The sequence below is a fragment of the Burkholderia sp. Ax-1719 genome, assembly GCF_011753055.1.
In the GTDB taxonomy this organism is placed as follows: Bacteria; Pseudomonadota; Gammaproteobacteria; order Burkholderiales; family Burkholderiaceae; genus Paraburkholderia.
The window spans coordinates 333,117-360,020 of sequence record NZ_VWWJ01000002.1 but is presented as its reverse complement, the minus strand read 5'-3'; the positions used below and the strand labels follow the sequence as shown (position 1 = coordinate 360,020).

The following is a 26,904-nucleotide window of genomic DNA, read 5'->3' as shown; positions in this document are numbered from 1 at the left end:
CGAAATCTTCGCAGGGAAGCCATTAAGATGACCCGGCGAAAGTTAATCGCATTCGAATATGACGCCGCCTGACACGAACTCTGTTTTAAATCAGCGCCTCAAGCCGTCCGATAATCTCATCGAACAACGGACGATCTTCGACGCGTTCGCCCAGACAGGCGCGCACCAGCGCCGCGAGCGCAGCCGTGTGCGTTTCCGAAGCCGGAATCGCCCGCTCAGCCAGTTCTTCCAGCAGACACCCAAACGCCCGCACTTCGATACGCTCGAACGCACTTGCCCGCGTGCGATCGTCGGCATCATGGAACGACGCCGCGCCGAAGTCGCCGAGCAACGCGTGTCCCGCCCCATCGTGCAGGATGTTGTGCGCGTAGAGATCGCCGTGCATGATGCCGCGCCGATGCAAATGCTGCCCGGCCGATGCGATGCCGCGCGCCACACCCAGCGCAACGGGCCAGTCGAAGCGCACGTCGTCCGCGTAGACGTCGCGCGTGCACGAATCGAGGCTTGGCGGGCCGGCCAGATTGCGGAACGCCGGATCGATCAGCGCCATCGCGAGACCGTGCTCGTCCAGCGGATGCCCGGCGATGCGACCCAGCACGGGAATGAGATTGGGATGCCGGCCCGCGCTCAGACAAGCCGCCATTTCAAGGTCCGGCAAGCCATCGCTCGTCACCGCGCCCTTGAACAGCTTGACGGCAAGCGCCTCGGCAGGATGGCCGTCCTTGAGCAAACGCGTCGCGCGATGAATCACGCCCGAAGCGCCTTCGCCCAGCGTCTGTCCAAGCGCAAGCGAATGCCAGTCGATGTCAGGCACGCCCGACTGCTGGGCGGCCGCGTCCTCGCGCGCCGTATTGAACGGATTGCCCGCATAGGCCAGCCATGAAAGCCGCGGCAAGGCCAGCAGCCAGTCGGGCAAGGCATCGAATTGATTCGCCGAAATGCGCAGCAATTCGAGCCTGCTGCACGCCGCCATCGTCTCGGGCAAGGCGCGCAGACGATTGCCCGCCAGCATCAACTTTTGCAGATGAGGCCGCGCGCCGAGTTCCTGCGGCAGCGTCTCGACATCGTTATCGGTGAGGATCAACCAGCGCAGCAGCGGCGGCAACGCACTCGCGGGAACATGGCGAATGCGGTTCGACTTGAAACCGACCATGCTCAGCGCGGAGCACTCGCCCAGCATCGGCGGCAATTCGGTGAAAGGGTTCTGCGAGGCGAACAGGATGCGCAAGTGCTTCAGGCGCGGCAGATCGTCGGGCAATGACGTCAGCGCATTGCCGGAGAGATCCAGCACCTCCAGCGTGTCCGCGAGGTCGAAAATCTCGCGTGGGAATTCGGTCAAGCCGCAGGCGAGTTTGAGCTGGCGCGCGCCGGCGAGTTGCCCGGCGCGCAGTTGGTCGAGAGTGGCGGTCGTCACGCTGGAATGGGTCTGAAAAAAATTGAAGTGCGATGAAACTGCGGATCATCGCCATTCTAGCGGGATCGCCTTCAGCGTTGAGCCACGGCGGGCTCCTGAGTACCCCGCTGCCCGCGCTGGCGCGCCCCGAACAGATACGCCAGCACCGCCGAAACAAACAGCGTCGCGCTCACGAAATAGAGGCCCAGCGAATAATCGCCGCCGACGTCGCGCAGTTTGCCGATCACCATCGGTCCGATCGTGCCGCCCAGCAGGCTGCCCATCGCATTGATGAGCGCGATGCCCGCCGCCGCGGCCGAGCCGGAGAGGAACTGCGTCGGCATGCTCCAGAGCGGCGGCTTGGCGGCGTTGATGCCAAAGTTTGCAATCGATAGCCCCACCAGCAGCATGATCGCGCTCGACGCATAGCCCGACATCAGCATGCCGATTCCCGCCGCGAGACAGGCAATCGCCACATGCAGGCGGCGCTCGCCGGTGCGGTCGGAATTACGCGCCCACAGCACCATCGTGATCACGGCGAAGAGGTTCGGGATGGCGTTGACGAAGCCCAGCTCGACATAGCTGAAACCAAAGCGATGGATGATCATCGGCGCCCAGATGCCGATGGCGTAGAGCCCCGTCGAGGTGCCCGCGTAGACGAGCGCCAGCAGCAGCACACGCGGGTCTTTTACGGCGCTCCACACGCTGGAGCGGCTTTGCGCCGCCTTGGCGTCGCGCTCGCGCTGCATCTCGGCGGCGAGCCAGTTGCGTTCGGCGGGTGCGAGCCAATGCGCCTGTTCCGGTCGATCAGTCAGATAGAAGTACGAAACGATGCCAAGCAGCACGGTAGGCGCGCCCTCGACCAGAAAGAGCCATTGCCAGTCGTGCAGATGCGCCATGCCCTCCAGCGTCATCAGCGCGCCCGAAATGGGCGAGCCGATCATATTCGCCAGCGGCGCGGCGGTCATGAACATCGCCGTCACAAAGGCGCGGTGACGCGCTGGAAACCAGTAGCTCAGGTACAGGATGATGCCGGGAAAGAAGCCCGCTTCCGCGAGTCCCAGCACGAGGCGCAGGCCATAGAAACTATAAGGCCCGCTGGCGAATGCGGTAGCCGCGGACAGCGCGCCCCACATCACCATCAGGAACGCAATCCAGCGGCGCGCGCCCACGCGTTGCAACGCGAGGTTGGACGGCATGCCCGCCGCGATATAGCCCACGAAAAAGATACCCGCGCCCACACCGAACATCGCCTGCGTCAAGCCGATGTCCCGATTCATCGTGAGGCCCGCAAAGCCCACGTTGACGCGATTCAGAAAACTCAGGAAATACAGGATGATGATGAAGGGCGTGATGCGCCGCGATACCCGCCGCACTACGCGGGTTTCCAGCGCGGCGTCATCCTCCGCGCGAACTGAGGCAATGCTCATGTTTGTCTCCTGCCGCGCCACGCGTGAAACTCACAGCGCGGGCGGCTTTCGTTATTGGAATGGGTGGGGTTTAAAGCAGGTTTCAGCGACGTTGCTGCTGCGCCGGTAAATCGATACGACACCACGGGCGCGCGTGGGCGTGCTCCGTTTCAAATGCGGCAATCCTGTCCGCATCGCGCAAGGTCATCCGCACCATGTCGAGCCCCTCCACCAGCATCTGCTTCTGGCGCGCGGGCAAGGAGAACGCATAGCGCTGGCCAGCGGGCGTCACTACCACTTCGTTCTCTACATCGATCGTGACGCTTTTTTCTGGGCTGTTTTCGAGTTCGGCAACCAGCGCCTCGACTTGTTCGAGCGGCAGCGTCACCACCAGCAAACGGTTATTGCTGGCGTTGAAATAGAAAATCTCACCGTAGCTCGGCGCGATCACGGCTTCAAAGCCTGCCTGCTGCAAACCCCACACCGCATGTTCGCGGCTGGACCCACAGCCGAAATTCGACCCTGCCACCAGAATCTTCGCGCCCGCGTATTCCGGCTGATTCAGCACGAAACGTTCGCGCGGCTGGCCGTGCGCGTCATAGCGCAGGTCGTAGAGCACGCCCTGGGCGAGGCCCGATTTGTCGATGCCAAGCAGGAATTGCTTCGGCATGATCTGGTCGGTGTCGAGATTGTTGAGCGGCAGCGGCGCGGCCGTGCCTGAGATTGCGAACGGCTTAGCCATGCTGGAACTCCTTGCGTACGTCGACGATACGGCCCGCCAGCGCGGCGGCGGCAGCCATCGCCGGACTCATCAGATGGGTGCGTGCGCCGCGCCCCTGGCGGCCCTCGAAATTGCGGTTGGTGGTGGAGGCGCAGCGCTGCCCCGGCGAGAGGATGTCGTCGTTCATCGCCAGGCACATCGAACAACCGGGCTGACGCCATTCAAAACCCGCGTCGATCAGCGTTTGCGCCACGCCTTCGCGTTCAGCCTGTTCGCGCACGCGGCCCGAACCCGGCACCACCATCGCGCGCACGGATTCCGCCACTTTGCGCCCGCGCACGATCGCGGCCACCGCGCGCAGATCCTCGATGCGTGCGTTGGTGCAGGAGCCGATAAAGACGTGATCGACCGCCAGGCCGTCGATGGCCTGGCCCGCGTCGAGCCCCATGTAGTCGAGCGCCTTGCGCGCGTTGCTGCGTTCGAGCGCATCGGCGGCCAGCGCCGGGATGAGCGCATTGACCGCAATCGCCTGATCGGGGCTGGTGCCCCAGGTGACGAATGGCGCGACTTCGCCTGCGTCGAAACGATGCGTGACGTCGAACGTTGCGTCCGCATCCGATTTCAATTGCTTCCACTGCAGGGCGAACGCTTCAATCTCCTCCTGCGTGAAGCCCTGAATGCGTTCGCTTACATATTGAACGCTGATATCGTCCGGCGCGATCAGCGCGCCGCGCGCACCCGCTTCAACGGTCATATTGCACAGCGTCATGCGTGCTTCCGCCGAAAGCGCCGCAATGGCCGTGCCGGTATATTCGACGACGAAACCGCGCGCGCCCTGCGCGCCGATTTTCGAAATGATGTAGAGCACGAGGTCTTTCGAGGTGGTGCCGTCCGGCAACACGCCATCGACATGAATGCGCATGTCCTGCGCCACGCGATACACCAGCGTTTGCGTCGCCAGCACATGCTCGACTTCCGAGGTGCCGATGCCAAACCCCAGCGCGCCCAGTGCACCGTAAGTGGTCGTATGGCTGTCGCCGCACAGCACCACCATGCCCGGACGAATCAGGCCGATTTCGGGCGCGACCACGTGTTCGATACCCTGTTCGCGGTCGGTGACGTCAAACAGATGGATGCCGTGCTTCTGGCAGTTGCGCGTGAAATTCGCGGCCTGATGCGCGGCCGCGTCGATCATGATCGTGCGCTTTTCCGCGGCAACCGGGTGCGTGGGAATCACATGGTCCACCACGCCCATCTGCTTTTCGGGGCAACGCACGCCCAGCCCTTTCGCATCCAGTGCGCCGAAAGCCTGCGGGCTGGTGTACTCGTTCATGATGTGCAGATCGGCGTAAAGCGCAACGTGCTGATCGTCGATGCGGAAAACCGTGTGGTCCCTCGTGATCTTCTGATAAAGCGTCTGTCCCATCGTTTCCTCCAGGCTCCGGACAAAGGCCTGTCCGGATCGTTTGCGCTAGTGTAATTGGGCGATCAACGCATTAAAATGGAGCACAACTAAAGCCACTCTTAAATTAAATTTAACAATGGATCCGATCTCCGATCTCGACTTCTTCGCCCGACTGGTTACGCAAGGCAGCCTGTCCGCGCTCGCGCGCGACATGGGCGTGACGCCGCCAGCCATCAGCACGCGCTTGAGCCAGATCGAGCGGCGTCTTGGCGTGAAGCTCCTGAACCGCACTACGCGGCGGCTCGCCATTACCCAGGAAGGCGAGTTGTATCTGTCCACCGGCACGAAACTGCTGGAGCAGGTGCAGGAGCTTGAGCGCCTGGTTTCCAGCAGCCGCGATAAACCGCAAGGATTACTGAAGGTCAATGCCACATTCGGTTTCGGCAGGCGTCACATCGTTCCGGCGCTATCGGCGTTTCGCCGCCAGCATCCCGATGTACAGGTGCAACTCGATCTCACGGACCGGCCAATGAATCTCGCAGAGCAGGGCTACGACGTGGGCATCCGCTTCGGCGACCTGCCGGACCAGCGCGTGGTCGGCAAGAAGATCGCGAGCAACCGGCGGGTGGTCTGCGCATCGCCTGCCTTTCTCGCGCAACATGGTGTGCCGAAAACGCCTGCTGAATTGCGCGCGCTCGACTGCATCGTGCTGCGCGAGAACGACACCGCCTATGGCACCTGGCATTTCACCAAGGGCAAGCGGCACGAAACGGTGAAAGTCCACGGCGTGATGAGCAGCAACGACGGCGAGGCGACGTTGCGTTGGGCGCTGGATGGACACGGCATCGTCGTGCGTTCGGAGTGGGATGTGCAGCCCTATGTTCACGCGCGCAGGCTCACGCGCCTGCTTGCCGACTGGTCGTTGCCCGCCGCCGATATTTATGCGGTGTATCCGGAACGCCTGAATCTGTCCGCGAAGGTGCGGGTCTTTGTGGAATTCGTGGCGGAATTTTTGAAGCACCCACATGAAGCACCCGCATGAAGTAACAGCGTGACGTCGCCCTTGCGCGCAAAACCTGAACGCGCGATTATCGACACCCCACCCTCATCACGCCCGCGCCATGATCGAAATTCTCGGCAAGACCTCGTCCATCAACGTCCGCAAGGTGCTGTGGACCTGCACAGAATTGAATCTACCCTTCACGCGCGAAGACTGGGGATCGGGATTCCGTTCGACGCAAACGCCCGAATTCATCGCCTTGAACCCAAACGCGCTCGTGCCCGTCATCAAGGACGGCGATTTCGTGCTCTGGGAATCGAATTCGATCATCCGCTATCTGGCCGGTCGCTATGACGGCGAGGCTCTCTATCCCGCCGATCCGTTCGCGCGCGCCCGTGTCGATCAATGGATGGACTGGCAGGCCACCGACCTGAACCGCTCGTGGAGTTATGCGTTTCTCGCGCTGGTTCGGCAGTCTGAAGCGCATCAGAATGCGCAGGAAATCGAGAAGTCGATCGCGCAATGGACGCAGAATATGCGCATTCTCGATGCGCGTTTGCAGGAGACTGGCGCATTCGTTGCGGGCGCAAGCTTCTCTCTGGCCGATATTCCGGTTGGTTTGTCCGTGAACCGCTGGCTCGGCACGCCGTTCGAGAAGCCTGAACTGCCAGGCGTGAGCGCCTATATGGAGCGACTGGGCAAGCGCGCGGGCGCAGCGGCTTATGCCAATAGTTCGCTAACCTGAAACACCGTCGAAAGACTGCCCAGCGCGACTTCGCGGCCGGGCAGTCAAGCTGGGATTGCTCAGCTATCGATGTAATCGATACCCGTAAGCGGTCCAAGATGGGCGACCGTGGTGAAATGCGACACTTCCTTCGTGTCGATATTCAGTTCGCGTACATTGCCGCCCAGATCGGTCACGAACGCACGGCGGCCACGGGCGTCGAGTGACACGCCAATGCCTTCCTTGAGTTCTCGCGCCAGCACCTCGCGCCCAACCAGCCCTTCGGGCGTAATACGCGCGCGATTGAGCGTGTTGCCGTCGTGCGCGTCGTCGCCGCGATCGGTCCAGTAGAGCACGCCGTTGGCATGATCGATATCGAGGTCGATGGGTTCCGGCAGATCGGCCAGCAGGCATTCGATATCGGGACGCTGCGCGGGATGCGCGCCCGCAGGCAGCTCGATGCCCGCGCGGAAGATGCGGCCCTGGCCGGCATCGGGCGGCCCCTTCTGGGTCCAGTAGACGTGGCCATTGGCCTTGTCGAGCGCGATGCCCACGCAATGGCGCGTGGCGTCTTCGGTATCGGCGGGGAAATTGCCGGTCACCACCAGTTCCGTCACTTCGCTGCCGTCCAGGCGCGCGCGCATCACGCGCATGCCTTCGCGGTCGCACCAGTAGAGGTGGCCGCTTTCCTTGTCGAGCACGAGTTCCTTGGGCGTGCCCGCCAGCCCCGACGCCACCAGCACTTCATGGGCACTGCCGTCCAGATTCGCGCGCTCGATCGTGCCGTCGTTGGGCGGCACCGCGCCCGAGGCCGGATCGCCGTCGATCAGATGAATGCCGGTGCCCATGTTGGTCCAGTAGACCACCTCGCTTTCTGCGTCCACCTTGATGCCGTCGGGCGTGCGCGTGAGGTTGGCGAGCACCACTTCGTGCGAGCCGTCCGGCCACAGCGCGATGATCGCCGGGGGACGGGCCTGCAGAACGTACAGCGTTGCTTGCTTCGTTGCCATCGTAGTTGCCTCCATCTGGTCAAGATAACAGTCGCCTGATTACTTGCTTACTACCGGATTCGACCCAAACACGCGCAACAAACTGAGCGCTTTGCGAGAGGCTACCTCAGCTTGCGATACAACTCCGTGAACCCTGCCAACTCGCGCGGCGCAAACGCTGCAGTGCACCAGAAGGAGGCGTTTCAAGCGGATTTCAACGCTTTCTGCTTACGCGTATTTACAGAATGCCTACGCCCACGAAGCTCACACAGGGAACCGCAAGACCCTGCGCGTTGTCATTCAAGGTATCGATTTTGCTGACTTCGACAGATCACCCGCGGGTCAACTCTCATTCGAAACGGATAGCCAAAGCGAAATCATGTCTACGAAAACTGCGAATGCGTCTGCCGATGCCTCCCCTGCCGCGCGCGCCAGCGCCAAAGTGCCCGTCCATGCGCATGACGCGTCCGCGCCCTCGGCGGCGCCGGCCGGCAAACATCGCGCGCCGCCCTGTACGCTGGTGATCTTCGGCGCGGGCGGCGATCTGACCAAACGTCTCTTGATGCCCGCGCTCTACAACCTCGCCGTCGACGGTCTGCTCGACGATGGCATGCGCATCATCGGCGTCAATCATGGCGAGCGCGAAACCCAGCAATGGCGCGACGATCTGCATGGCGCGCTCGAACAGTTCGCCGCCGACAAGGCCAGCACTTTCCACGCAGGCAAGCTGGACGACAACGCCTGGAACTGGGTCGCGCAACGCCTCGACTATCAGGCGGGCGAATTCGAGGACGACGCGCTTTATCAAAACCTCGCCAAGGAACTCACGGGATCGGGAAAGACGAAAGCAAACGTCGTGTTCTACCTCGCCGTGGGCGCACGTTTTTTCAAGCCGATCATCGAGCGGCTGGGCAAAGCGGGCTTGCTCAATGAGGACGAAGGCGAGGACGAGCACGAGCGCGCCGCCTTCCGCCGCATCGTGATCGAAAAGCCGTTTGGCACCGATCTCGCTTCCGCGCGCGATCTCGACCGGCATCTGCTGGATTTCGCGCAGGAATCGCAGATCTATCGCATTGACCACTTTCTCGGCAAGGACACGGTGCAGAGCATTCTGGCGGTGCGATTTGCCAATGCGCTATTCGAGCCGATCTGGCGGCGCGAATATATCGACAGCGTGCAGATCACGGCCGCCGAGGTGATTGGCGTAGAAGGACGCGGCAGTTTCTACGAGCAGACCGGCGCGTTCCGCGACATGGTGCCGAACCATCTGTTCCAGTTGCTCGGCATGATTGCGATGGAGCCGCCCAACTCATTCGACGCTGAAGCCGTACGCGACAAGAAGGCCGAAATCTTCGATGCACTCAAGCCGCTCACGCCGCAAGACGTGGTGTTCGGCCAGTATGAAAAGGGACCGCAGGGCGTGGCCTATCGCGACGAACCCAACGTCGCGAAAGACAGCACCACGGAAACTTATGCCGCTGCGCGCGTATATATCGACAACTGGCGCTGGGCGGGCGTGCCGTTCTATCTGCGCACAGGCAAGCGCCTGGCGGCGCGGCGCACGGAGATTTCAGTGCAACTCAAGAGCGTGCCATTCCGGCTCTTTCGCGACACGCCTGTCGATGCGCTAACGCCCAATGTGCTGACGCTGCGCATCGATCCGTCACACGGTACGAGCTTCGATTTCAACGTGAAAACGCCGGGACCGGTGATGGAAATTGGCGCAGTGCGCTCGGCGTTCGACTACGACGACTTCTTCGCGCAGCATGCCAACGTGGGCTACGAAACGCTGCTTTACGACTGCATGCTGGGCGACGCCACGCTGTTCCAGCGCGCCGATAGTATCGAAGCCACCTGGGCCGCCGTGGACGCCGTACTGCATCCCAAGGATGGCGAAGCGGTGCCGGTGCACGGCTACGCATCGGGCAGCGCGGGCCCCAAAGAGGCTGATGCACTACTCGCGCAGGATGGCCGCGCATGGCGTACGCTTACGCCATCAGAACCTAAAAAGTCGTAAAACAGGCACGGAGGAGCTGTGATCACAAAAAAGAGCGCTAAAACCACCACACGCGCGAAAGCCGCGCCAACGCGCAGCGCAAAAAAAGCCGCTGCGCCGAAGATCGAAAACATCCTCGCCATCGATATCGGCGGCACGGGACTGAAAGCCGCGATCGTCGATGCGCAAGGCCATATGCTGACCGAACGCGTGCGCGTGGCCACACCGCACCCCTGTCCGCCCGCCCTGCTGGTCGATACGCTGCATACCCTCGTCGCGCCGCTCGTAGAACAATATTCGCCTACGCGTGTTTCGATCGGCTTTCCGGGCTTCGTGCGCAATAACCATGTGCTGACTGCGCCACATCTGGGCCTGGAAGACTGGAACGATGTGCCGCTCGCGCAGATGCTAGGCGAGCGTCTGGGCATTGAATCAGTGCGTATGATCAACGATGCGGAAATGCAGGGGTTTGCCGCTATCGAAGGCCACGGGCTGGAATTCGTCCTGACGCTGGGCACGGGCGCGGGTACTGCGCTCTTTCGCGACGGCGAATTGATGCCGCATCTGGAACTGGCGCATCACCCGGTCAGCAAAAAACACGCATACGACGAATATATTGGCGACGCCGCGCGCCGCAAGGCAGGCAACAAGCGCTGGAATCAACGCGTGGAGAAGGTGATTGGCATACTCGAATCGCTCGTTCATTACGACAAGCTGTGGATAGGCGGCGGCAACGCCGAACGGCTCACCTTCGATCTGCCGCCCAATGTGGCGACCGTGCCGAACGATCGCGGTATCGAAGGCGGCGCGCGGCTCTGGCATCCGCTTTCGATACGCGAGACGCGCTAGAACGAGTGCGACATGCCCACGCGCGCGACGAACTGATGTCCGTTCGACGACGCGCCGGCGGAGCCCGGGATATAGGCGGTGTCGAGCGGCGTGCTGCCGTCGCCGCCGCTCAGTGTCTGATAGACCGCCTGCGCATAGACCGACGTGCGCTTCGACAGCAGATACTGGCCCATTACGCCGAATTGATTCCAGTGCCGTGAAGCGTCACCATTGCTGCGGCCCAGATGCGCGCGCGTGTAGGTGTACATCGCGCCCACCAGCACATCGTCGCGCAGGTTGTAGCGCGCGTTCAGTTCGACGTTATCGAAATTGAGCTTCGACACATCCGCACCGAAATCGCCCACATAAAGCGACGAAGCCGGCTGCCCGATCGCCACATGCGTGTAAACCAGGCCAAGCACGGCAGCGCCGATGCCATAACTCGCCCCCACACCGTAGGTCTTTTGATTCGCGGCGACGAAATTGGCATCGTCCGATGCGACGCTGCCCGTCGCAGTCGTGCCCGGCGAAGACAGATCCTCATACACCGCGCCCAGGGTCAGCGTGCCGATTGCGTAATTCAGGCCGGCGCTAAAAACACGGTTGCTAGCAAAGCCACCCGCCTGGTTGCCGAAGCCGTAGAGCGCCGTAGCACTCAAGCCGCCATAAGTCGCCGAAGTGAATTTGACCGAATTGCTGGCGTGGAATGAGGCATCGGTATTGTCGTTATCGAGCGGATGCGAGAACAGGAAGCCCGCCCAGTTGCCATTAGCCGTTATCGAGCCGATCACGTCGGTGATGGAATCGAATTGCCGTCCAAAGGTAAGCGTGCCGAAGCGGTCCGATTGCAAGCCCGCGTACGACTGATAGCCGAACAGGCGGCCGCCGTAATAGAGTTTGCCATCGTCCATCGTGAAGCCGCTTTCCAGATCGAAGATTGCATGCAGTCCGCCGCCCAGATCTTCACTGCCCTTGATGCCCCAGCGGCTCGTCGCCAGATCGACGCTCGACGTCTGCCAGGCCCGATGGCCGCCCGCGTTGCTCGTGAAATTCAGCCCTTCATCCAGCACGCCGAACAGCGTTACGCTACTCTGCGCCTGCGCGCCCAGCGACGCACACAACAAGCCTGCCAGCACCCCGACTTTCGCCTTCATTGCCTGCCCCTATCAATTGGATTAACGCAGCCGCAGCAGCGTCGATTTGAGTTCCGTGTACTTTTCCAGCGCGTGCAGCGACTTGTCCCGTCCGTTGCCCGACTGCCGATAGCCGCCGAACGGGAAATTCATGTCGCCGCCTTCGTCGTAGCAGTTGACCCAGACCGTACCCGCACGAAGGCGTCGCGAGACTTCGTGCGCCGTCGTGAGGTCGGCGGTCCAGACTGCGGCAGCCAATCCGTACTCGCTATCATTCGCAATCCTGATTGCTTCATCGACAGTATCGAAGGTCATGACAGCAAGCACGGGTCCGAAGATTTCTTCGCGAGCGATACGCGTGTCGGACGTGGTTTCGAAAATGGTCGGCTCGATGTAGAAGCCGCCTGTCGCCTCGCGCACGGCGCCACCACCAGCTAGCAGCGTGGCTTGCGCACGGCCCGATTCGATCAGCGCGAGCACTCGCGCCTGTTGTGCACGGTCGATGATCGCGCCCATCGCTGTGGCCGGGTCCAGCGGATTGCCAGGCTGCCACGCCCGCACGGCGTCGAGCAGTTTCGCCATGAAGCGTTCGCGGATCGCTCGATGCACGAGCAGGCGCGAGCCCGCCGTGCACATTTCCCCCATGTTGTAAAAGATCGCCGAAGCGGCGGTTTGCACCGCGCGGTCGAGATCGGGGCAATCGGGCAGCACGATATTCGGCGATTTGCCGCCCAGTTCGAGCCACACGCGCTTGAGATTGGATTGCGCCGCATACTGCATGATCTGCTTGCCTACCGCCGTCGATCCGGTGAAGGCCACGCAATCGACATCGCCATGCAACGCCAGGTGCTGGCCGGTCGCGCCATCGCCTGGCACGACGTTGAAGACGCCCGCAGGAATGCCCGCGTCATGCGCAAGCTGCGCAATGCGAATGGCAGTCAGCGGTGACTTTTCCGATGGCTTGAGCACGACGCTATTGCCCGCTGCGAGCGCGGGCGCAAACTTCCACGCGGCCATCAGCAGGGGAAAATTCCACGGCACGATGGCAGCGACTACGCCAATCGGCTCGCGCGTGACAAGTCCGACGAGATGATGATCGGCCGGTGCGACTTCGCCGCCCGTCTTGTCGATGGCCTCCGCGAACCATTCGAGGCAATACGCTGCGCCGGGAATATCCACCGTGGTGGTATCCGCGATGGGCTTGCCAGCGTCGAGCGTTTCGAGCAACGCAAGTTCGTCCTGATGCGCGCGCAGCGCGGCTGCGAAGCGCAACAGGATCGCCTTGCGCTGGCGCGGGTTGAGATTGGCCCATATGCCTGCGTTAAAAGCCCGTCGCGCCGCCGCGACGGCTGCATCGACATCGGCTTCGCCCGCGTGAGCAATCTGGGCCAGGCAGCGGCCATCGATTGGGCTGATGCAGTCGAAACGCTTGGCGCTTGAGGACTCGCAATACGCGCCGTCGATAAACAGACGTGTTTCAATCGCCAGGGTCTCGCGTCGCGCAAGCCAGTCGTCCAGACTGGGTTTCAAATTCGTTTCCATGGGGGAGTCCATCGTTTCGTTTTGCCGTCGATCGTTGTTTCAATCGTCATGCGCAGTAGCACGCGCCATTCCATGTCATCGCCCTCAGCGTTCTTATGACGCGCAGCCAGCAAGGATCGCTTCTTTGGCCTCGCGCGCTTCACGGCAAGCCGCGCCAAACGCCGCGAAAATTGCCTGCGATAGAGGCTGATCGTCGTACTGCCATTCGGGATGCCATTGCACGCCTAATGCAAATGCCTGCGCGTTCATCACGCTCGCCGCTTCGATCAAGCCATCCGGCGCACGTGCCTCTACACGCAAGCCCTCGCCCAGCCGCGCGATGCCCTGGCCGTGTAAAGAATTCACCTGTGTTTCCAGCGCTTTCAGCACGCCGCGAGCGCACGCTGCCAATAGGCCGCCTGGTTCGATTAAAAGCGCATGGGCCTGGCCGTATTGCTCGTCGAGCGATGCGTCGCGCTTCTCGCGATGATCGATAAAGCCCTCCACGGCATGCACGGCCTGATGCAGCGTGCCGCCATAGGCGACGTTGAGTTCCTGAAAGCCGCGGCAGATCGCCAGCACCGGTACGCCGGCTTCAATCGCTGCGCGCAGCAAGGGCAACGTCGTGGCGTCGCGCTGCGGATCGTGCAGGGTGCCGGGCGCGCTGGGTCCTTCGCCGTAGCGATGCGGCTCGACGTTGGAATAACTGCCCGTAAAAAGCAAACCATCGACGCAACGCATAACCGCTTCCACACGCTGCCTGCCGCCGCACGCGGGCAGCAACACCGCAAGCGCGCCCATCCCGTCGATGATGGGCGCGACATACTTGTCGTGCGCCGCGTGCGCCCAATGCAGGCCAATCTGGGTTCGATCGGCGATTACGCCGATCACACACTCTATTTGCATTCCTGATTACCTGTTAGTCAATGCCATCGAACACTCGTCCCCGTGCCTTAGAGATCGAGCGTCAAAGTTGGCGTGAGCGCACGCGAGACGCAGAGCATCATCACGTCGCCGCGCTGGCGTTCGCTTTCGGTCAGCAGTTGATCGCGATGATCCGGAACGCCGTCCAGCACGCGCGTCTCGCACATCCCGCACACGCCCTGCTCGCACGACGACGGCACCTCATGCCCCGCCGCGCGCAGCGCGTGCATCACCGAACAATCGGGCGGTACGTCCACCTGCGTGCCGCTGCGCGCGAGAATCACGCGCAATGTGCCCTGTGCCTGTTGCGTGGGCGCGAGTGGAGCGGCGGCAAAGCGCTCGAGATGCAGTTGCGAAGCAAGCCCAGCAGCGTCGAAACGTTCGCCGAGCGCATCGAGCAACGCGCCCGGCCCGCAGCTATACACTTGCGCCCCGGCTTGCGCCGCAGCCACGACGGCATCAAGATTGAGCAGCCCGGTCTCATCAGCAGGCAGGATCGATACGCGTTCGCCGCCGAATGCCAGCAGCTCGTCGACAAACGCCATCGAAGCGCGCGAGCGACCGCCGTATAACAGACGCCAACGCGCGTTGGCACGCTGAGCGGCACGCAGCATCGGCATGATCGGCGTGATGCCGATGCCGCCCGCGACAAACAGAAAATCGTCGGCCGGCGCGAGTTCGAACGCATTGCGCGGGCCCCGCAACGTCACGCTCTGGCCCACTCGCAACATGTCGTGTACTTCGCGCGAGCCGCCGCGTCCCGCTTCTTCGCGCAACACAGCAATACGCAGACAGCGCCGATCCTGCGGATCGCCGCACAGCGAATATTGGCGTATCAGTCCCGAAGGCAGCACGAGATCGACATGCGCACCCGGCTGCCACGCAGGCAATTCCGCATCATCGAGCGCACGCAGTTCGAGCGACATCACGTTCAGGGCTTCAAGGCGCATCGCCACGATGCGCGCCTCGAAAGCGGCGGCGCGCGCGTTCATACGGCCGCCGTCACTTCAACGGGAAACACGGGCGCGAGCGGCTTCGCACGTTCGATAAATTCGCGGAATGCGCGTCGGTAATTGAGCGTGAAAAGATCGGCGGGCACCGAATGCTCCGCGACCTGGCCGTCCCAGTCGATTTCGCGCGGGCGGATCGTCGCGGCAATCGGCATGTCCTCCAGATAGACCATTTCCTCGATACGCAGACACTCTTCGAGATCGGCCCCGCGATAGCCACGCTCGTTCGCCACGCCCCAGAAAATGCGCACCTCGTCATAGGCCACCGGCGAAGGGAAGCCCGCTACGATGCGCTTTCCAAGACGCTCGTAGTGATAGGTGATCGAAGCGAAACCTGGCGCGCCGCAGTGATACTGCATCAGGCAGTCGCCGTCATTGGCCCAGTCGCCCTCTCCCGCGTCGAGCGTGCGCTCCATCCACACGTCGAGTCCTTCGCGGCGCACCTTGAGCGCTTCCACCACGTGTTTCGACGGTCCCATCGACACTTCATGCACGAAAGGGAAATGCGCGACATCGCGGAAGTTTTCGATGGCAACGGCCACGCCCGTGGGCGATTCGAGCGGCGTAGCCGCCAGCCAGTCGAGTTCGAGTTCGCGCCAGTGCGCGGGGTCGTAGAGTTCGGTCGCGGGCGCGTCGAGCACGGTCCAGACATGCGCGAAACGCTCGATCACGGGATACGTGTGGATCGCGGCGTTGGGCGGAATCTTGCACTGATCTTCGAGCGACGGGATATGCGAGCACTTCCCGCCATCGGCGGCGAATTGCCAGCCGTGATACGGGCACGCGATGCTCTCACCGTGCACCTTGCCAAGCGCGAAATCCGCGCCACGATGCGGGCAACGCGCATCCTGCACGACAGCCTGGCCCGATGCCGTGCGCCAGACCACGAGACGCTCGCCGAGCAGCGTGGCGCTTTGCGGCTTCGCCAGATCAGCCGAGCGCACCACCGGGAACCATTGCCGGCGCAGCGCGCGCTCGGCCTGAATGCGAAGAGAAGGTTGCGTGGACATAAAAAACCTCTTGAAACAAGGGATAAATCAGGCGCCGACGACGAGCGCGCCGCCATTGACTGCAATCGACTGGCCGGTGATGAAGGCCGCTTCGTCCGATGCGAGGAACGCCACGGTGCTGGCGATTTCCTCGGGATGCGCGAGACGGCCCAGCGGAATTGCGGCCTGTTCGCCCGCGATGCAGTCGTCGGGCACCATGCGCGTGAGGATCGCGCCGGGCGTGACCGCGTTGACGAGAATGCCGTCGGGTGCGAACTCCTTCGCCATCGTTTTCATCAGACCCAGTTGCGCGGCCTTTGCGACCATGTAGGCGTACGAGTGGCCGTCGGGCACCTGGCCCCACTGTGAGTTGATGAAGATGACGCGCGGCGCGCGGCTGCTGCGGAGATACGGCAATGCGGCGCGCGTGAGAAAGAGCGGCGCGTGCACATTGATTTCGAGCAGCGCGTTGAAGTCGGCGTCATCGGTGGCTTCGAGTCCGGTGAGCGAATACATGCGGCCCGCGTTGTGCACGATGATGTCCAGCGCGCCCAGACTGTCAACGGTCTCGTGAATCGCGCGTTCGGCAAGCTCGCGGTGCGTGATGTCAGCGGCAATTGCGATTGCGTGGCCGCCTTCGCTTTCGATTTCAGCGACGGTTGCCTGCGCCACGTCCGCATCGATATCCACCACGGCCACTGCTGCGCCGCGACGCGCCAGCAGGCGCGCATGCGCGCGGCCCGCGCCCCGTCCCGCGCCGCTCACGAAGGCCACGCGCCCCGCGAGACGCCCAGCATCCGCCGCTAGTGTCAACACCGCTTCCGGCGCTGTGCGTGCTGCGGCGCTCATGCGTGCACCTTGTGCGGCTCGGTGACGTAGAGCATGTTGCCGTCCGGATCGAACATCGGACGATAGCGATAGTGCGTGCCGTTCGGGTGCTGCCATTCGATCGGCGCGTCGGTGACCCATTGCACCTTCCCATCCAGCGCGCCGATTGCATCGTCAAGATTTTCGACTTCGAATGCGAAGGAGTCGAAACCCGGTTTGTCTTTCAGATTGACGGCCGTGCGACGTTCGACCGGCGTGGCGTCTTCGGTGCGGAAGATATAAAGCGTGACATTGCCCAATTCGATGGCGGCCCAATGTTCCTGCGGCTCATACGGCAGGAAGAAGCCCAGGCCGAGCGTGCCGTGATAGAAGTCGACCAGACGCTGCACATCCGGCGTGAGGATGTCCATATTGTCGAGACGTTTGAGTTTCAGCATTTTGTAATCCTTATCAAGTTCAGGAAAATCAATTAGCGGCAGGCAAACGCGCATGGCCGCACGGACCGCCTGGCAGCGCGTCGAGACGCCCCGCCGCCACGTCCAGCACGATGGTCGCGAGCGTGGCGTACTGGCCGCTTTCCGGTGCGTTGGCGTCCGGGTGACAGCACACGGCCGTGGTCGCGCCGAAGTGGTTGTTCATCGCGCCGATCACCTGCAACGGGCCAAGACGCGTGTGCCGCGCGAGGCGGCGCGTAAGCAGGTCGTGGCGCAAGAGCGTGTCCGGGTAGCGGCGCGGCTCGGTGTCGCCGGATTGCGCTGCGCCTGCGAGGAAATGATTGGTGTGGACCAGCAGGCCGTTCGCGTCGGGAAAGACCAGGCCTGGGCCGCCCGGAAAAAGCTCTACCGACACCGCAGCGCTGCTGTCGTCGGCGCTGGCGATCACCGTGAGCGACGACGAAGCCGAGACGGGCGCAGCAGCCAGCAAACGCAATGCATCGTCAAGCGCAGCGCAGCTATCGAGCATCCAGCGCGACGCCACATGGACCGGCACGCCGATGCTCGCGCCGTCGCGCTCGTGATGCAGGATGTTGAAATGCACGCCCAGACCGCGCCCGTTCACGCCCGCCTTGCCGACGATGCCGTATTCGGTCACCGTCGTCGTCATGTGGCCGTTCGCGTGCGGAATCTCCCACGTGAGCCACTGATCCGCAAATTCGGCGTACCAGTCCCAGGTCTGCACCGCAACGGGACGCGCGCTCCACGGGTCGACCTGCACCACGGTCGAGCATTCGCCGCGCAACGGCGCGCCTACATAGGCGAGAATTTCCGTGCGCGCGTTGATCGCGCCAACGAGTCGCACATCGACATCCGCGCCTTCCGCCATACCGACGATCTCGTCGAACAACGGCGGCGCGAACGCACGAATCTGCGCCAGCGCCTGGGCGCCGAGTTCGGCCATGTCGAAGGGCTTTTGCGCAGCGCGCTCGAACAACGCGCGATAACGTGCGACGCCGCTACGCACTTTCGCTGCATGCGCCGCGCCGAATTCGCGGCCACGGGCGGCCGGTTCGAGCGCCGTCGAGCGGAACACAGTCGTCATGCCGCCTCCTTCGCGAGGCGCGGTTCGACCCATTGCGCGACCTGGTCGAGACGCGCGAACCAGACGTCGCCGTCGGCCACCAGGCGCTCGACAAAGCGCTCCAGTTGATCGAAACGCGCGCCACGGCCAATCACTTCGGGATGCATCGTGAAGGTGGTATGACGGCCATCACGGCGCGCCGATTCATATTCGGCCAGCCACGTGTCCACCAGCGTGCGCGGCGCGCTGAAGTTGCCGCCGTTGTCGATGCTCCAGCCAAACATCGGATAATCGTCGAGCGACCAGTGCACCGGCAGTTCCAGGATCGAGTGGCCTTCCCAGGTCTCGCGGTACGGTCGGTCGTCGCCCATGCAACTGGAGTCGTACTTGAATTTCGATTCGATCAGGAGTTCGAACGTTTCCGGCGTAAGTTCCCAGGACGAGGAACGATAGCCCGCAGGCTTCGGCGCACCGGCTTTCGCGAGCGCGGCAAGACCGGCGTGCATTTCTTCGGCCTGCTGCTGCGGCGTGGATTTATCGCTGCGCAAATGCATATGGCCGTGGTGCCCCACTTCGTGGCCTTCTTCGAGCAGTTGTGCTACGAGGCCGGGATGCCGCTCGGCCGTATGACCCGGCACGAAGAAAGTCGCGGCGATATGGTGGCGGCGCAGCAGTTCGAGAATGCGCGGTACACCACGCACCACGCCGAAGCGCCCTTCCGAGAGGCTGGTCAGGCGGCGCGCATAACTCGGGCTTTCGCCGAGATAACCGGCTTCGGCGTCGACGTCGAAGGTCAGCGACACGGCGGTCGATTTCGTGTCGGGCCACTTGGGCGTGGCGATCGGATGAGTCGTCATCGTCAGAACTCGCAGGTTACGAAAGTGAAGGCGCAAGCCGTCCCCCGCCGCGCGCAAATTACGCGCGGACATCGTCGATATAGGGGTGCGGCGGGAGCGGCTTAGCGCATCAGGTAATTACGGTGAGCTTCGCGCTGATCCAGACCACGGCAATGGCCGCGGCGAGCGCCAGATAAGGCAGGATGCCGGCGCGCGGATGCTTGAGTTCGATATCGCGGCGCATCGATTCGGGAAAACGGCCCTTGTCCTGCACGTAGTGGCGGTAGCAGAACACCGGCACGATCAGCAGCATGGCGATCACGCCATTGCGCAAGGTGTTTTCGCCCTGAAAATTCGCACCGGCGCCCACAAAAACCAGATCGACGAACCCGCACAGCGCACCCAGACCGAGCACCCAGTTACGGCAGCGATACGGACGCGGCCAGTCGGCGCGATCGAGACGGTGAATCCAGCCCGACTGCAAATTCAGGAATACGAAGATCATGTAGCAGACGTTCGACAGCGCCAGCACCGTCATGTAGTCCGACATCAGCAGCAGCACCACGTTGAAGGCGAGATCCGTCCACATCGCGCGGGTGGGCGCGCCGTGACCGTTCACATGTGAGAGGTACTTCGGCAGCCAGCCGTCGACAGACGCCTGATAGAGCGTGCGCGACGAACCCATCATCGAGGTCATCACCAGCAGCAGGATCGACAGCACCATCATCACCACGATCACGTTGAACACCACCGCGCCGCCGTGCACGAAGCCCGCCATCACTGCACCCACGCCCGAGCCGTCTACGACGCTTGGCGCAAGCATGCCCTTGAGCCCGAGTTCGCCCTGAAACGCGATCGGCACCACCACGAACATGAACAGACACAGCAGTCCCGAACTGAAGATCGCCTTGAAGGTGTCCTTTTTCGGGTCGCGGAATTCCCGCGTGTAGCACACCGCCGTTTCGAATGCGAAGGTGGACCAGCAGGCGAGGAACATCGCGCCCATCGCCGTGCTGACGCCCGCCGCGTTCCAGTGCCCCATGATGGCCGCGCCGGTGGCGTCGTGCGTGAGCGGCAGCATCGGCAGGAAGTGGGTGGCGGGCATATCGCCGGTGAAGATGGGCACGAGCGAGACCAGCACCAGCGGCGCCAGCGAGGCGATACCGAGAATGCGCTGCGTGCGCGCCGCCGCCGACGCGCCCGCATGCTGGAGCTTGAACGCGATTAGCAGAAAGCCCAGCGCCAGCACAAAGGTCGCGTTGATGCGCAGCGTCAGCCCCTTGGTGATGAAGCCCAGATCGAGCAGCGTGAGGTGCCAGGTGTTGATCGCGGCGTTGGCCGGGAACAGACAACTGAGCGTGTAGCCCGCCGCGAGGCTGGTGCCAAGCGCGAGCATCGGCGACCACGCGATCCAGTTGCACCAGACCGAAACCGGCGCGACGAACTTGCTGTAGCGCACCCAGCCCAGCGCGCCATACACCGACGCGCCGCCCGATTTGTGCGGATAGAGGCCCGAGATTTCCGCGTAGGTGAAGCACTGTGCGAAGCCGATCAGGATCGCCAGCACCCAGACGAACCACGCGGGCTGGCCGATCGTCGCGGCCACGCCGCCAATCGTGAACAGCACGCCCACGGGCACGCCGCTAGTGACCCAGAACGCGTCTTTCCAGCTGAGATTGCGGTGGAGTTCGTGGCCTTGCACGTCGCCCTCGCTGGCCGTATCGCCGTGGGCCGACGTGGTGGTGGTTGCCGACGCGAGCGGCGCGCTCGCCATCAGATCGTCGTGAGTGGTCATCGCGGCGCTCCCGGTTGCGCATTGCGCTGCACGGCGCAAGCGTCATGGGTCGAACGGGCGGCCAGGTTGCGCCGTCCCGCACGCGGGCCATCGAGGCAAAGACCGCGCGCCAGGGCGCGGTCTGAATACGTGGTTCGCATGGATTCTCTCTCGTGTCGGGGTTGAACGGCGGCTAGCACGCGATGAGCGAATCCTAAGCGAGCAAATTGCGCATGTGTATACTTTTTAACCCTAATAACTGCGCATTGCGTATTTCACAGCGCGTTTAAAACAGCGATGCGCAAACATGGAGCGCGTTGCACCTTGTTTGCGCAGGCGGGCTTACATCGGCATTTCAGAGTGGCAAAGACGCGCGCCAGCGCGACGCCGAACATGTTGCCCGGCATCGTTTGAGGAGGGAAATGGGTACAGAGAGATGCGAATACGCCCGGCGCAATGCGCTATATCGGGGCATTCGAGGATGCGCAAAGCGCAAAAACAACACGTCTTATTTGCGCAACAGCGCCGACCAGGGCGCTTTTGGCAGGTTAGCGGCGCGCGCTGCGCCGCGCAGTCTCACTCCACTTCCGTCTCGGCGGGCGGCAGCGTGAAACGGATCTTGTGGACCTTGACCTCGTGCATCATGCGCACTTCGCGCACGCCAGGCAGCGCGCGAATGCGCTGCTGGAGCGCGAAGAGCCCTTCGTCGTCGCGGCACAGCACCTGCACGCACAGATCCGCGCCGCCCAGCGTGGTCGAGAGATAGCTCACCTCGGACCAGCGCCCCAGATTGTCGACGGTGCGGTCGTGATCCTGTGGATCCACCTCAACGAACAGCAGCGCCAGCTTGGCCTGGCCGAGCTTCGAGGGATTGGTGAAAGCAAGAATCTGCAAGATGCCCAGATCCTGAAGGCGCTTGACGCGCGTGCGCACCGTCGCTTCGGGCACGTTGACGTTACGCGCAATCTCGCGGAACGCCCGCCGCCCGTCTTCCTGCAACTCACGGACGATCTGGTAATCGAGGGTGTCGAGTATGGAATTCGGCATGGTCTTTGTCTTTCCGAATGGGGTGCGCAGAATCAGCCTGGAATTTTAACGCATTGCAAACCAAAAACTTCCTTGGTAGATTGAATGCGCAAATCCAGCGCGCTGCCTGCGGCTCGCTCACGACCAAAAGCGTACCGCATCGACGAATTGCGCAGGATTGCCAGCCTCATGTTGCGCATTGCGCTGCTTGTGGCCGCTTCAAGCTTCAATACCCGAACACATCGCATAACGAGACACCATGCCCGCCGCCCGCCCTGACCGCACCCGCTGCTCGCCCGATCCGGCGAACCTGCGCGCGCGCGTGGTGGCGGCGCGTCTCAATCCGCTCCTGAACGTGATCCTGGCGTTCTGGGCGCAGTTTCATTGCCGCCACGCCCGCCCTCCGGCCCTCGCGCTCGCCTGATCGGCATCACGCCGATTCGCGTCCACTGACGCATTCCCGAGCTATTCGACCGAGACATCCGGCCCGACCGCGCCGCGCGGCGGGTCACGCACGCGCGCAGCCAGCGGCAGCGCGCCATGAGACCCCCATGACCAAAACCTTTACCACCCCGTTTGCCCCTGAGCAGGAAGCCCTCGATTTTCTCGCCCGCCATCCCGATATCGAACTCTTCGAGCTGTTTATCGTCGACGCCGCGGGCGTGCCGCGCGGCAAGCTGCTGCATCGCGATGAACTGCTCGCTGTCTATCGTGACGGCCGCCCGCTGCCGAGCGCGATCATGAACCTCACGATCAACGGCGACGACACCGAAGACAGCGGCCTCGTCTGGGATGTCGGCGATATCGACTGCCGCGCCTATCCGCTGCCCGGCAGCCTCGTGCGCCTGCCGTGGCGCAAGATGCCCACCGCCGCCGTGCAGGTGCAGATGCATCCGGAACAAGGCCTGCCCGCAGGCGTGGCCGATCCGCGTCAGTTGCTCGCGCGTATCGTCGATCAATTGCAGGCCGACGGTCTATATCCCGTGATGGCGTGCGAACTGGAGTTCTATCTGCTCGATGCGCGCGCCGACGCGCAAGGCCGTCCGCAGCCCGCGCTCGACACCGACGGCCGCCGCCCGCGCACCACCCAGGTCTACGGTCTGCGCGAACTCGAACAGATCGAGCCCTTCCTCAAGGACCTCTACGACGCCTGCCGCGATCAGGGCATTCCGGTGCGCACGGCCATTTCCGAATACGCGCCAGGCCAGGTCGAGATCACGCTCGAACACGGCCCCGCGCTTGAAGCGATGGACCACGCGGTGCGCTACAAGCGCATCGTCAAGGGCGTGGCCAACGCACACGGCATGACCGCCTGTTTCATGGCCAAGCCGTTCGCCGATATCGCGGGCTCCGGCATGCATATGCACGTGAGCCTCGCGAACGCGCAAGGCGAGAACCTCTTCGCATCCGAAGACAAGGCCGGCACGCCGATGCTGCGTCACGCGGTGGGCGGCATGCTGCACGGCCTGCTCGATTCGATGCTGATGTTCTGCCCGAACGCCAACTCGTACCGCCGCTTCCAGGCGAATAGCTACGCGCCTTTCACGCCCACCTGGGGCGTGGACAACCGCACCGTGAGCCTGCGCGTACCGGGCGGCCCGGCGCCTAGCCGCCATGTCGAGCATCGCGTCTGTGGCGCGGATGCGAATCCGTATCTCGCGGCCGCCGCGATCCTCGCCGCCTCGCATTACGGCGTGCGCGAGAAGCTTGATCCGGGCGCGCCGGTCGAAGGTAATGGCTATGCACAGGCCACCTCCTATCTGCCGACCGACTGGCTGAGCGCGCTCGACGCACTCGAACGCTCGGCATGGGCACGCGATGTGTTTGGGGCGGCTTTCCTGAAGGTGTTTCTCGCGATCAAACGCGCGGAGTACCGGCAATTCATGGGCGAAGTGGGCGAGCAGGACTGGCGCTGGTATCTGCATCAGGCGTGATGCGTTTGATGCGTTTGATGCGCTCGATGCGCAAAACAGCCCAGTCACTATCGAACAGGATTCCTCATGAATGCAGCTATTCCCTTGCAGCGGGCCGCGCCTGAGCGCGAGCCCTCTTATTACACCGCCACCATCGGTCAGGAGACCGCTTACCCCACGCTCGAAGGCGAGCATCGCGCCGATGTCGCCGTCATCGGCGGCGGCTTCACGGGCGTCGCCACCGCGCTGGAACTGGCCGAGCGCGGCCTGAAAGTCGCGCTGGTCGAAACGCACAAGATCGGCTGGGGCGCGAGCGGGCGTAACGGCGGCCAGATTACCGGCAGTCTTTCCGGCGACGCGGCCATGCGCAAGCAGATGCACGCAACGCTCGGCGATGATGTCGACGATTTCATCTGGTGGCTGCGCTGGCGTGGCCACGACATCATCCGCGCGCGCGTGGCGCGCTATGGCATCGACTGCGATCTGCGCAACGGCCATCTGCATGCGGCCATGAAGGCTTCGCATCTGCGCGAACTCGAATCGAGCTACGAAGAAGCGCAGCGGCGCGGCATGGGCGACCAGGTCGAACTACTCGATCGCGCCGCCGTGCGCCAGCACCTGGACACGGATATCTATAGCGGCGCGCTCAAAAACCTGCGCAATATGCATGTGCACCCGCTGAATCTCTGCATCGGCGAGGCGCGTGCGGCGGAAAGCCTGGGGACGTCGATCTACGAGCACTCCGAAGTCATCGATATCGTGCATGGCGCGACGCCCACCATCACCACCACGAAAGGACGTATTCGCGCGAATCAGGTGCTGCTCGCAGGCGATGTCTACCACAAGCTCGCGCGCTCGCAACTCAGCGGCAAGATTTTTCCGGCGATGGGCGGGCTGGTGACGACCGAACCGCTCGGCGATCTCGCGCACACCATCAATCCGCAGCAGCTTGCGGTGTACGACTGCCGCTTCGTGCTCGACTATTACCGGCCCACCGCCGATGGGCGGCTGCTGTTCGGCGGCGGCGCGAATTATTCGGGACATGGCCTGCGCGATGTCGCCGCCGAACTGCTGCCTTGCATCGAGCAGACCTTCCCGAAGCTCAAAGGCGTGCGCATCGACTATCAATGGACCTGCGCGATGGGGATCGTCGTCAACCGCATTCCGCAGCTCGGCAAACTGTCGGACAACGTCTGGTATTGCCAGGGCTATTCGGGACACGGCGTCGCCACGAGCCACATCATGGGCGAAATCATGGCCGAGGCGATCACCGGCACGCTCGGACGTTTCGATACGTTTGCCGCGTGCCGTCACGTGCGCGTACCGATGGGCGATCTAATCGGCAATCCGCTGCTCGCGGCGGGCATGTGGTACTACCAGATGCTCGAACGCCTGCGCTAGGCCACCGGTTTATTCGCCCCGCATCGAAAAGGCAATATTTACCGACCCAAGGCGAATGAAAGGAAATGAAACGGGAGAAAGACCCCGTTCTGCCGACGCGCGATGTAGCAGACGGAGTATATTGAGATGTGAGGCGGCGACCACGTATCGCCGCCTCGAAGCCATCCTCAATGGCACGCCTTTTTTACTCCGTCGGACCATGCAAGAAGAACCCGCTCAATCCCACGCACCGTCGGGCATTGCGTCATTGCCGCTGCTCTCGTGGGGCAGCCATATCGGCCAGCTTTATCGCTCGGCCGATGATTTGCGCGACGTCCTCGTCCCCTACTTTCAGGCGGGCCTCGAGAATCACGAGCGCTGTCTGTGGGTGACCGAAGCGCCTTTCAGCGCCGACGACGCGCGCGCCGCCCTGCGCGAAGTCGTGCCGGACCTGGACGCGCGCGAGCAGCAAGGCCAGATCGAAATCCAGGATGTGCGCACATTCTACGCAAAAGGCGAAACGCTGCGCGCGGACGCGCTGATCGCGGGTTTGCTGGAACGCGAGCGTGAAGCACTGGCCGCCGGTTATCGCGGGTTGCGCACTAACGGCAATTGCTCGTGGGTCGAAAAAGCGCAATGGGACGATTTCCTCGATTACGAGTCGAGCGTGCAGCAGATGGTGCGCGGCCGCCAACTGATTTGCATGTGCAGCTATCAACATGACGGCATCGACGCCGCCGCTACGCGCGAGATGCTTGACCGGCACCAGCTCGTGCTGCGCAGCGCGGCTTCCGATCTCGATACGGACGCGCGTTCGTCCGCCCCCACTGCCGAAACTCAACGCGATATCGACGCCATCCAGGCGTTTGCCGTGCTGGGCCATGACCTGCGCAATCCGCTCGCGGCCATCGGCGCGGGCGCGCGGCTGCTGCGTCTGGGCAAACTTGACGAGCGCGAACGGGCGATCTCCGAAACCATTGGCCGCAGCGTGCGCCATATGACGGCGCTCATCGACGATATTTCCGATGCGAGCCGCAGCCGTCTGGTCGACGGCATGCCGCTGCGACTGAAGCACGACGGGCTGGAAGCGTCGCTGCGCCATGCGGTGGAGGAACTGCGCCTCGCGCACCCGCATCGTGAGATTGAGCTTGCGATGTCGATTAAGCGCCCCATCGCCACTGACCCGGTTTATATGGCGCGCATGCTCTCCAATCTCGTCAAGAACGCGCTGACCTATGGCTCGCAAAGTGCGCCCGTCGTGGTGAGCGCCAGCGACGACGACGGACTCGTGCTGAGCGTCAGCAACCAGGGGCCGGTGATTCCGCGCGAGCTGCACGCACGGCTGTTCGCGCCGTTCACGCGCGGCAACGTGCGCGACGAGCAGCGCGGCCTGGGGCTGGGCCTCTACATCGTCGCCGAAATCGCGCGAGCACATGGCGGCACCGTCGAGCTGAAATCAGACGAGAGCGAAACGCGCTTTACCTTCCGCATGCCGTTCAACGGCGGCAACAGCGAAAACAGCGCAAGCTGAATGCACCTCCGTCGCCTGGGCGTTGTCAAAGTTTCGATATATACGCGAGAATATAT

Annotated in this window: 24 protein-coding genes; 8 read left to right on the top strand and 16 right to left on the bottom strand. The window is 63.0% G+C overall.

Annotated features, from left to right (window positions below; genetic code table 11):
- Positions 1-85 precede the first annotated feature (85 nt).
- The 4 genes from F3J17_RS06620 to leuC form a co-directional block, all read right to left on the bottom strand.
- Positions 86-1,414: a leucine-rich repeat-containing protein kinase family protein gene (locus F3J17_RS06620; RefSeq protein WP_345891144.1), complete on the bottom strand. Its 1,329-nt coding sequence runs from the start codon at positions 1,412-1,414 to the stop codon at positions 86-88.
- A 71-nt stretch (positions 1,415-1,485) separates the two neighbouring features.
- Complete coding sequence (locus F3J17_RS06615) at positions 1,486-2,823, bottom strand: MFS transporter (protein WP_167055089.1); 1,338 nt, start codon at positions 2,821-2,823, stop codon at positions 1,486-1,488.
- 82 nt (positions 2,824-2,905) lie between these two features.
- Entirely contained in the window at positions 2,906-3,544 is a 639-nt protein-coding gene (gene leuD / locus F3J17_RS06610; protein ID WP_167055087.1) for a 3-isopropylmalate dehydratase small subunit, read from the bottom strand.
- Positions 3,537-4,949: a 3-isopropylmalate dehydratase large subunit gene (gene leuC / locus F3J17_RS06605; RefSeq protein ID WP_167055085.1), complete on the bottom strand. Its 1,413-nt coding sequence runs from the start codon at positions 4,947-4,949 to the stop codon at positions 3,537-3,539. Before leuC ends, leuD begins: the two co-directional genes overlap by 8 nt.
- A 115-nt stretch (positions 4,950-5,064) precedes the next feature.
- Between leuC and F3J17_RS06600 the strand changes: the two genes are divergently transcribed.
- Both F3J17_RS06600 and F3J17_RS06595 read left to right on the top strand, forming a co-directional pair.
- Positions 5,065-5,970 (top strand): LysR family transcriptional regulator, encoded by a 906-nt coding sequence (locus F3J17_RS06600; protein WP_167055083.1) that lies wholly within the window; start codon positions 5,065-5,067, stop codon positions 5,968-5,970.
- Between the two features lie 79 nt (positions 5,971-6,049).
- Positions 6,050-6,673: a glutathione S-transferase gene (locus tag F3J17_RS06595; protein WP_167055080.1), complete on the top strand. Its 624-nt coding sequence runs from the start codon at positions 6,050-6,052 to the stop codon at positions 6,671-6,673.
- Positions 6,674-6,732: 59 nt separating this feature from the next.
- Here the strand turns inward: F3J17_RS06595 and F3J17_RS06590 are convergent, their stop codons facing one another.
- Positions 6,733-7,662, bottom strand: a complete 930-nt coding sequence (locus F3J17_RS06590) for a hypothetical protein (RefSeq protein WP_167055078.1) — start codon at positions 7,660-7,662, stop codon at positions 6,733-6,735.
- 358 nt (positions 7,663-8,020) lie between these two features.
- Here F3J17_RS06590 and zwf point away from each other — a divergent pair, with 358 nt between their 5' ends.
- On the top strand, positions 8,021-9,658 hold the full coding sequence (zwf, locus tag F3J17_RS06585) for a glucose-6-phosphate dehydrogenase (RefSeq protein ID WP_167055076.1): 1,638 nt from the start codon (positions 8,021-8,023) through the stop codon (positions 9,656-9,658).
- Positions 9,659-9,760: 102 nt separating this feature from the next.
- A complete protein-coding gene (locus tag F3J17_RS06580) occupies positions 9,761-10,486 on the top strand; it encodes an ROK family protein (RefSeq protein ID WP_345891148.1) in 726 nt (241 codons plus the stop codon).
- Here the strand turns inward: F3J17_RS06580 and F3J17_RS06575 are convergent.
- The 11 genes from F3J17_RS06575 to F3J17_RS06530 all read right to left on the bottom strand — a co-directional run bounded on the left by F3J17_RS06575 (position 10,483) and on the right by F3J17_RS06530 (position 22,045).
- The gene (locus tag F3J17_RS06575) at positions 10,483-11,619 is read right to left on the bottom strand and encodes a porin (RefSeq protein ID WP_167055075.1); all 1,137 of its coding nucleotides are present in this window, start codon (positions 11,617-11,619) and stop codon (positions 10,483-10,485) included. The two genes, F3J17_RS06580 and F3J17_RS06575, sit on opposite strands and share 4 nt — an antisense overlap.
- Before the next feature lie 21 nt (positions 11,620-11,640).
- Complete coding sequence (locus tag F3J17_RS06570) at positions 11,641-13,140, bottom strand: aldehyde dehydrogenase (protein ID WP_167055073.1); 1,500 nt, start codon at positions 13,138-13,140, stop codon at positions 11,641-11,643.
- A gap of 93 nt (positions 13,141-13,233) precedes the next feature.
- The gene (locus F3J17_RS06565; RefSeq protein WP_167055071.1) at positions 13,234-14,025 is read right to left on the bottom strand and encodes a gamma-glutamyl-gamma-aminobutyrate hydrolase family protein; all 792 of its coding nucleotides are present in this window, start codon (positions 14,023-14,025) and stop codon (positions 13,234-13,236) included.
- 47 nt (positions 14,026-14,072) lie between these two features.
- Entirely contained in the window at positions 14,073-15,035 is a 963-nt protein-coding gene (locus F3J17_RS06560) for a PDR/VanB family oxidoreductase (RefSeq protein ID WP_240160829.1), read from the bottom strand.
- Positions 15,032-16,063, bottom strand: coding sequence for a Rieske 2Fe-2S domain-containing protein (locus tag F3J17_RS06555; RefSeq protein WP_167055069.1), 1,032 nt, complete (start codon positions 16,061-16,063; stop codon positions 15,032-15,034). The genes F3J17_RS06560 and F3J17_RS06555 overlap by 4 nt, the downstream gene beginning before the upstream one ends.
- Before the next feature lie 27 nt (positions 16,064-16,090).
- Positions 16,091-16,891, bottom strand: coding sequence for an SDR family NAD(P)-dependent oxidoreductase (locus F3J17_RS06550; protein ID WP_167055067.1), 801 nt, complete (start codon positions 16,889-16,891; stop codon positions 16,091-16,093).
- Positions 16,888-17,307, bottom strand: a complete 420-nt coding sequence (locus tag F3J17_RS36000) for a VOC family protein (RefSeq protein ID WP_205194658.1) — start codon at positions 17,305-17,307, stop codon at positions 16,888-16,890. The genes F3J17_RS06550 and F3J17_RS36000 overlap by 4 nt, the downstream gene beginning before the upstream one ends.
- A 28-nt stretch (positions 17,308-17,335) precedes the next feature.
- The gene (locus F3J17_RS06545) at positions 17,336-18,409 is read right to left on the bottom strand and encodes a C45 family peptidase (protein ID WP_205194657.1); all 1,074 of its coding nucleotides are present in this window, start codon (positions 18,407-18,409) and stop codon (positions 17,336-17,338) included.
- A complete protein-coding gene (locus F3J17_RS06540; protein ID WP_167055065.1) occupies positions 18,406-19,245 on the bottom strand; it encodes a polysaccharide deacetylase in 840 nt (279 codons plus the stop codon). The genes F3J17_RS06545 and F3J17_RS06540 overlap by 4 nt, the downstream gene beginning before the upstream one ends.
- A 109-nt stretch (positions 19,246-19,354) precedes the next feature.
- A complete protein-coding gene (locus F3J17_RS06535) occupies positions 19,355-20,998 on the bottom strand; it encodes an APC family permease (RefSeq protein ID WP_240160854.1) in 1,644 nt (547 codons plus the stop codon).
- 576 nt (positions 20,999-21,574) lie between these two features.
- A complete protein-coding gene (locus tag F3J17_RS06530) occupies positions 21,575-22,045 on the bottom strand; it encodes an Lrp/AsnC family transcriptional regulator (RefSeq protein WP_167055062.1) in 471 nt (156 codons plus the stop codon).
- 238 nt (positions 22,046-22,283) lie between these two features.
- Here F3J17_RS06530 and F3J17_RS06525 point away from each other — a divergent pair, with 238 nt between their 5' ends.
- The 4 genes from F3J17_RS06525 to F3J17_RS06510 all read left to right on the top strand — a co-directional run bounded on the left by F3J17_RS06525 (position 22,284) and on the right by F3J17_RS06510 (position 26,848).
- The gene (locus F3J17_RS06525; RefSeq protein ID WP_167055060.1) at positions 22,284-22,448 is read left to right on the top strand and encodes a hypothetical protein; all 165 of its coding nucleotides are present in this window, start codon (positions 22,284-22,286) and stop codon (positions 22,446-22,448) included.
- Between the two features lie 127 nt (positions 22,449-22,575).
- Positions 22,576-23,958 carry a glutamine synthetase family protein gene (locus F3J17_RS06520; RefSeq protein ID WP_167055058.1) on the top strand — a complete coding sequence of 461 codons (1,383 nt, stop codon included), beginning with the start codon at positions 22,576-22,578 and terminating at the stop codon, positions 23,956-23,958.
- 66 nt (positions 23,959-24,024) lie between these two features.
- Positions 24,025-25,338 carry an FAD-dependent oxidoreductase gene (locus F3J17_RS06515; protein ID WP_167055056.1) on the top strand — a complete coding sequence of 438 codons (1,314 nt, stop codon included), beginning with the start codon at positions 24,025-24,027 and terminating at the stop codon, positions 25,336-25,338.
- Positions 25,339-25,537: 199 nt separating this feature from the next.
- Positions 25,538-26,848, top strand: coding sequence for an MEDS domain-containing protein (locus tag F3J17_RS06510; protein ID WP_167055054.1), 1,311 nt, complete (start codon positions 25,538-25,540; stop codon positions 26,846-26,848).
- Positions 26,849-26,904: the final 56 nt, after the last annotated feature.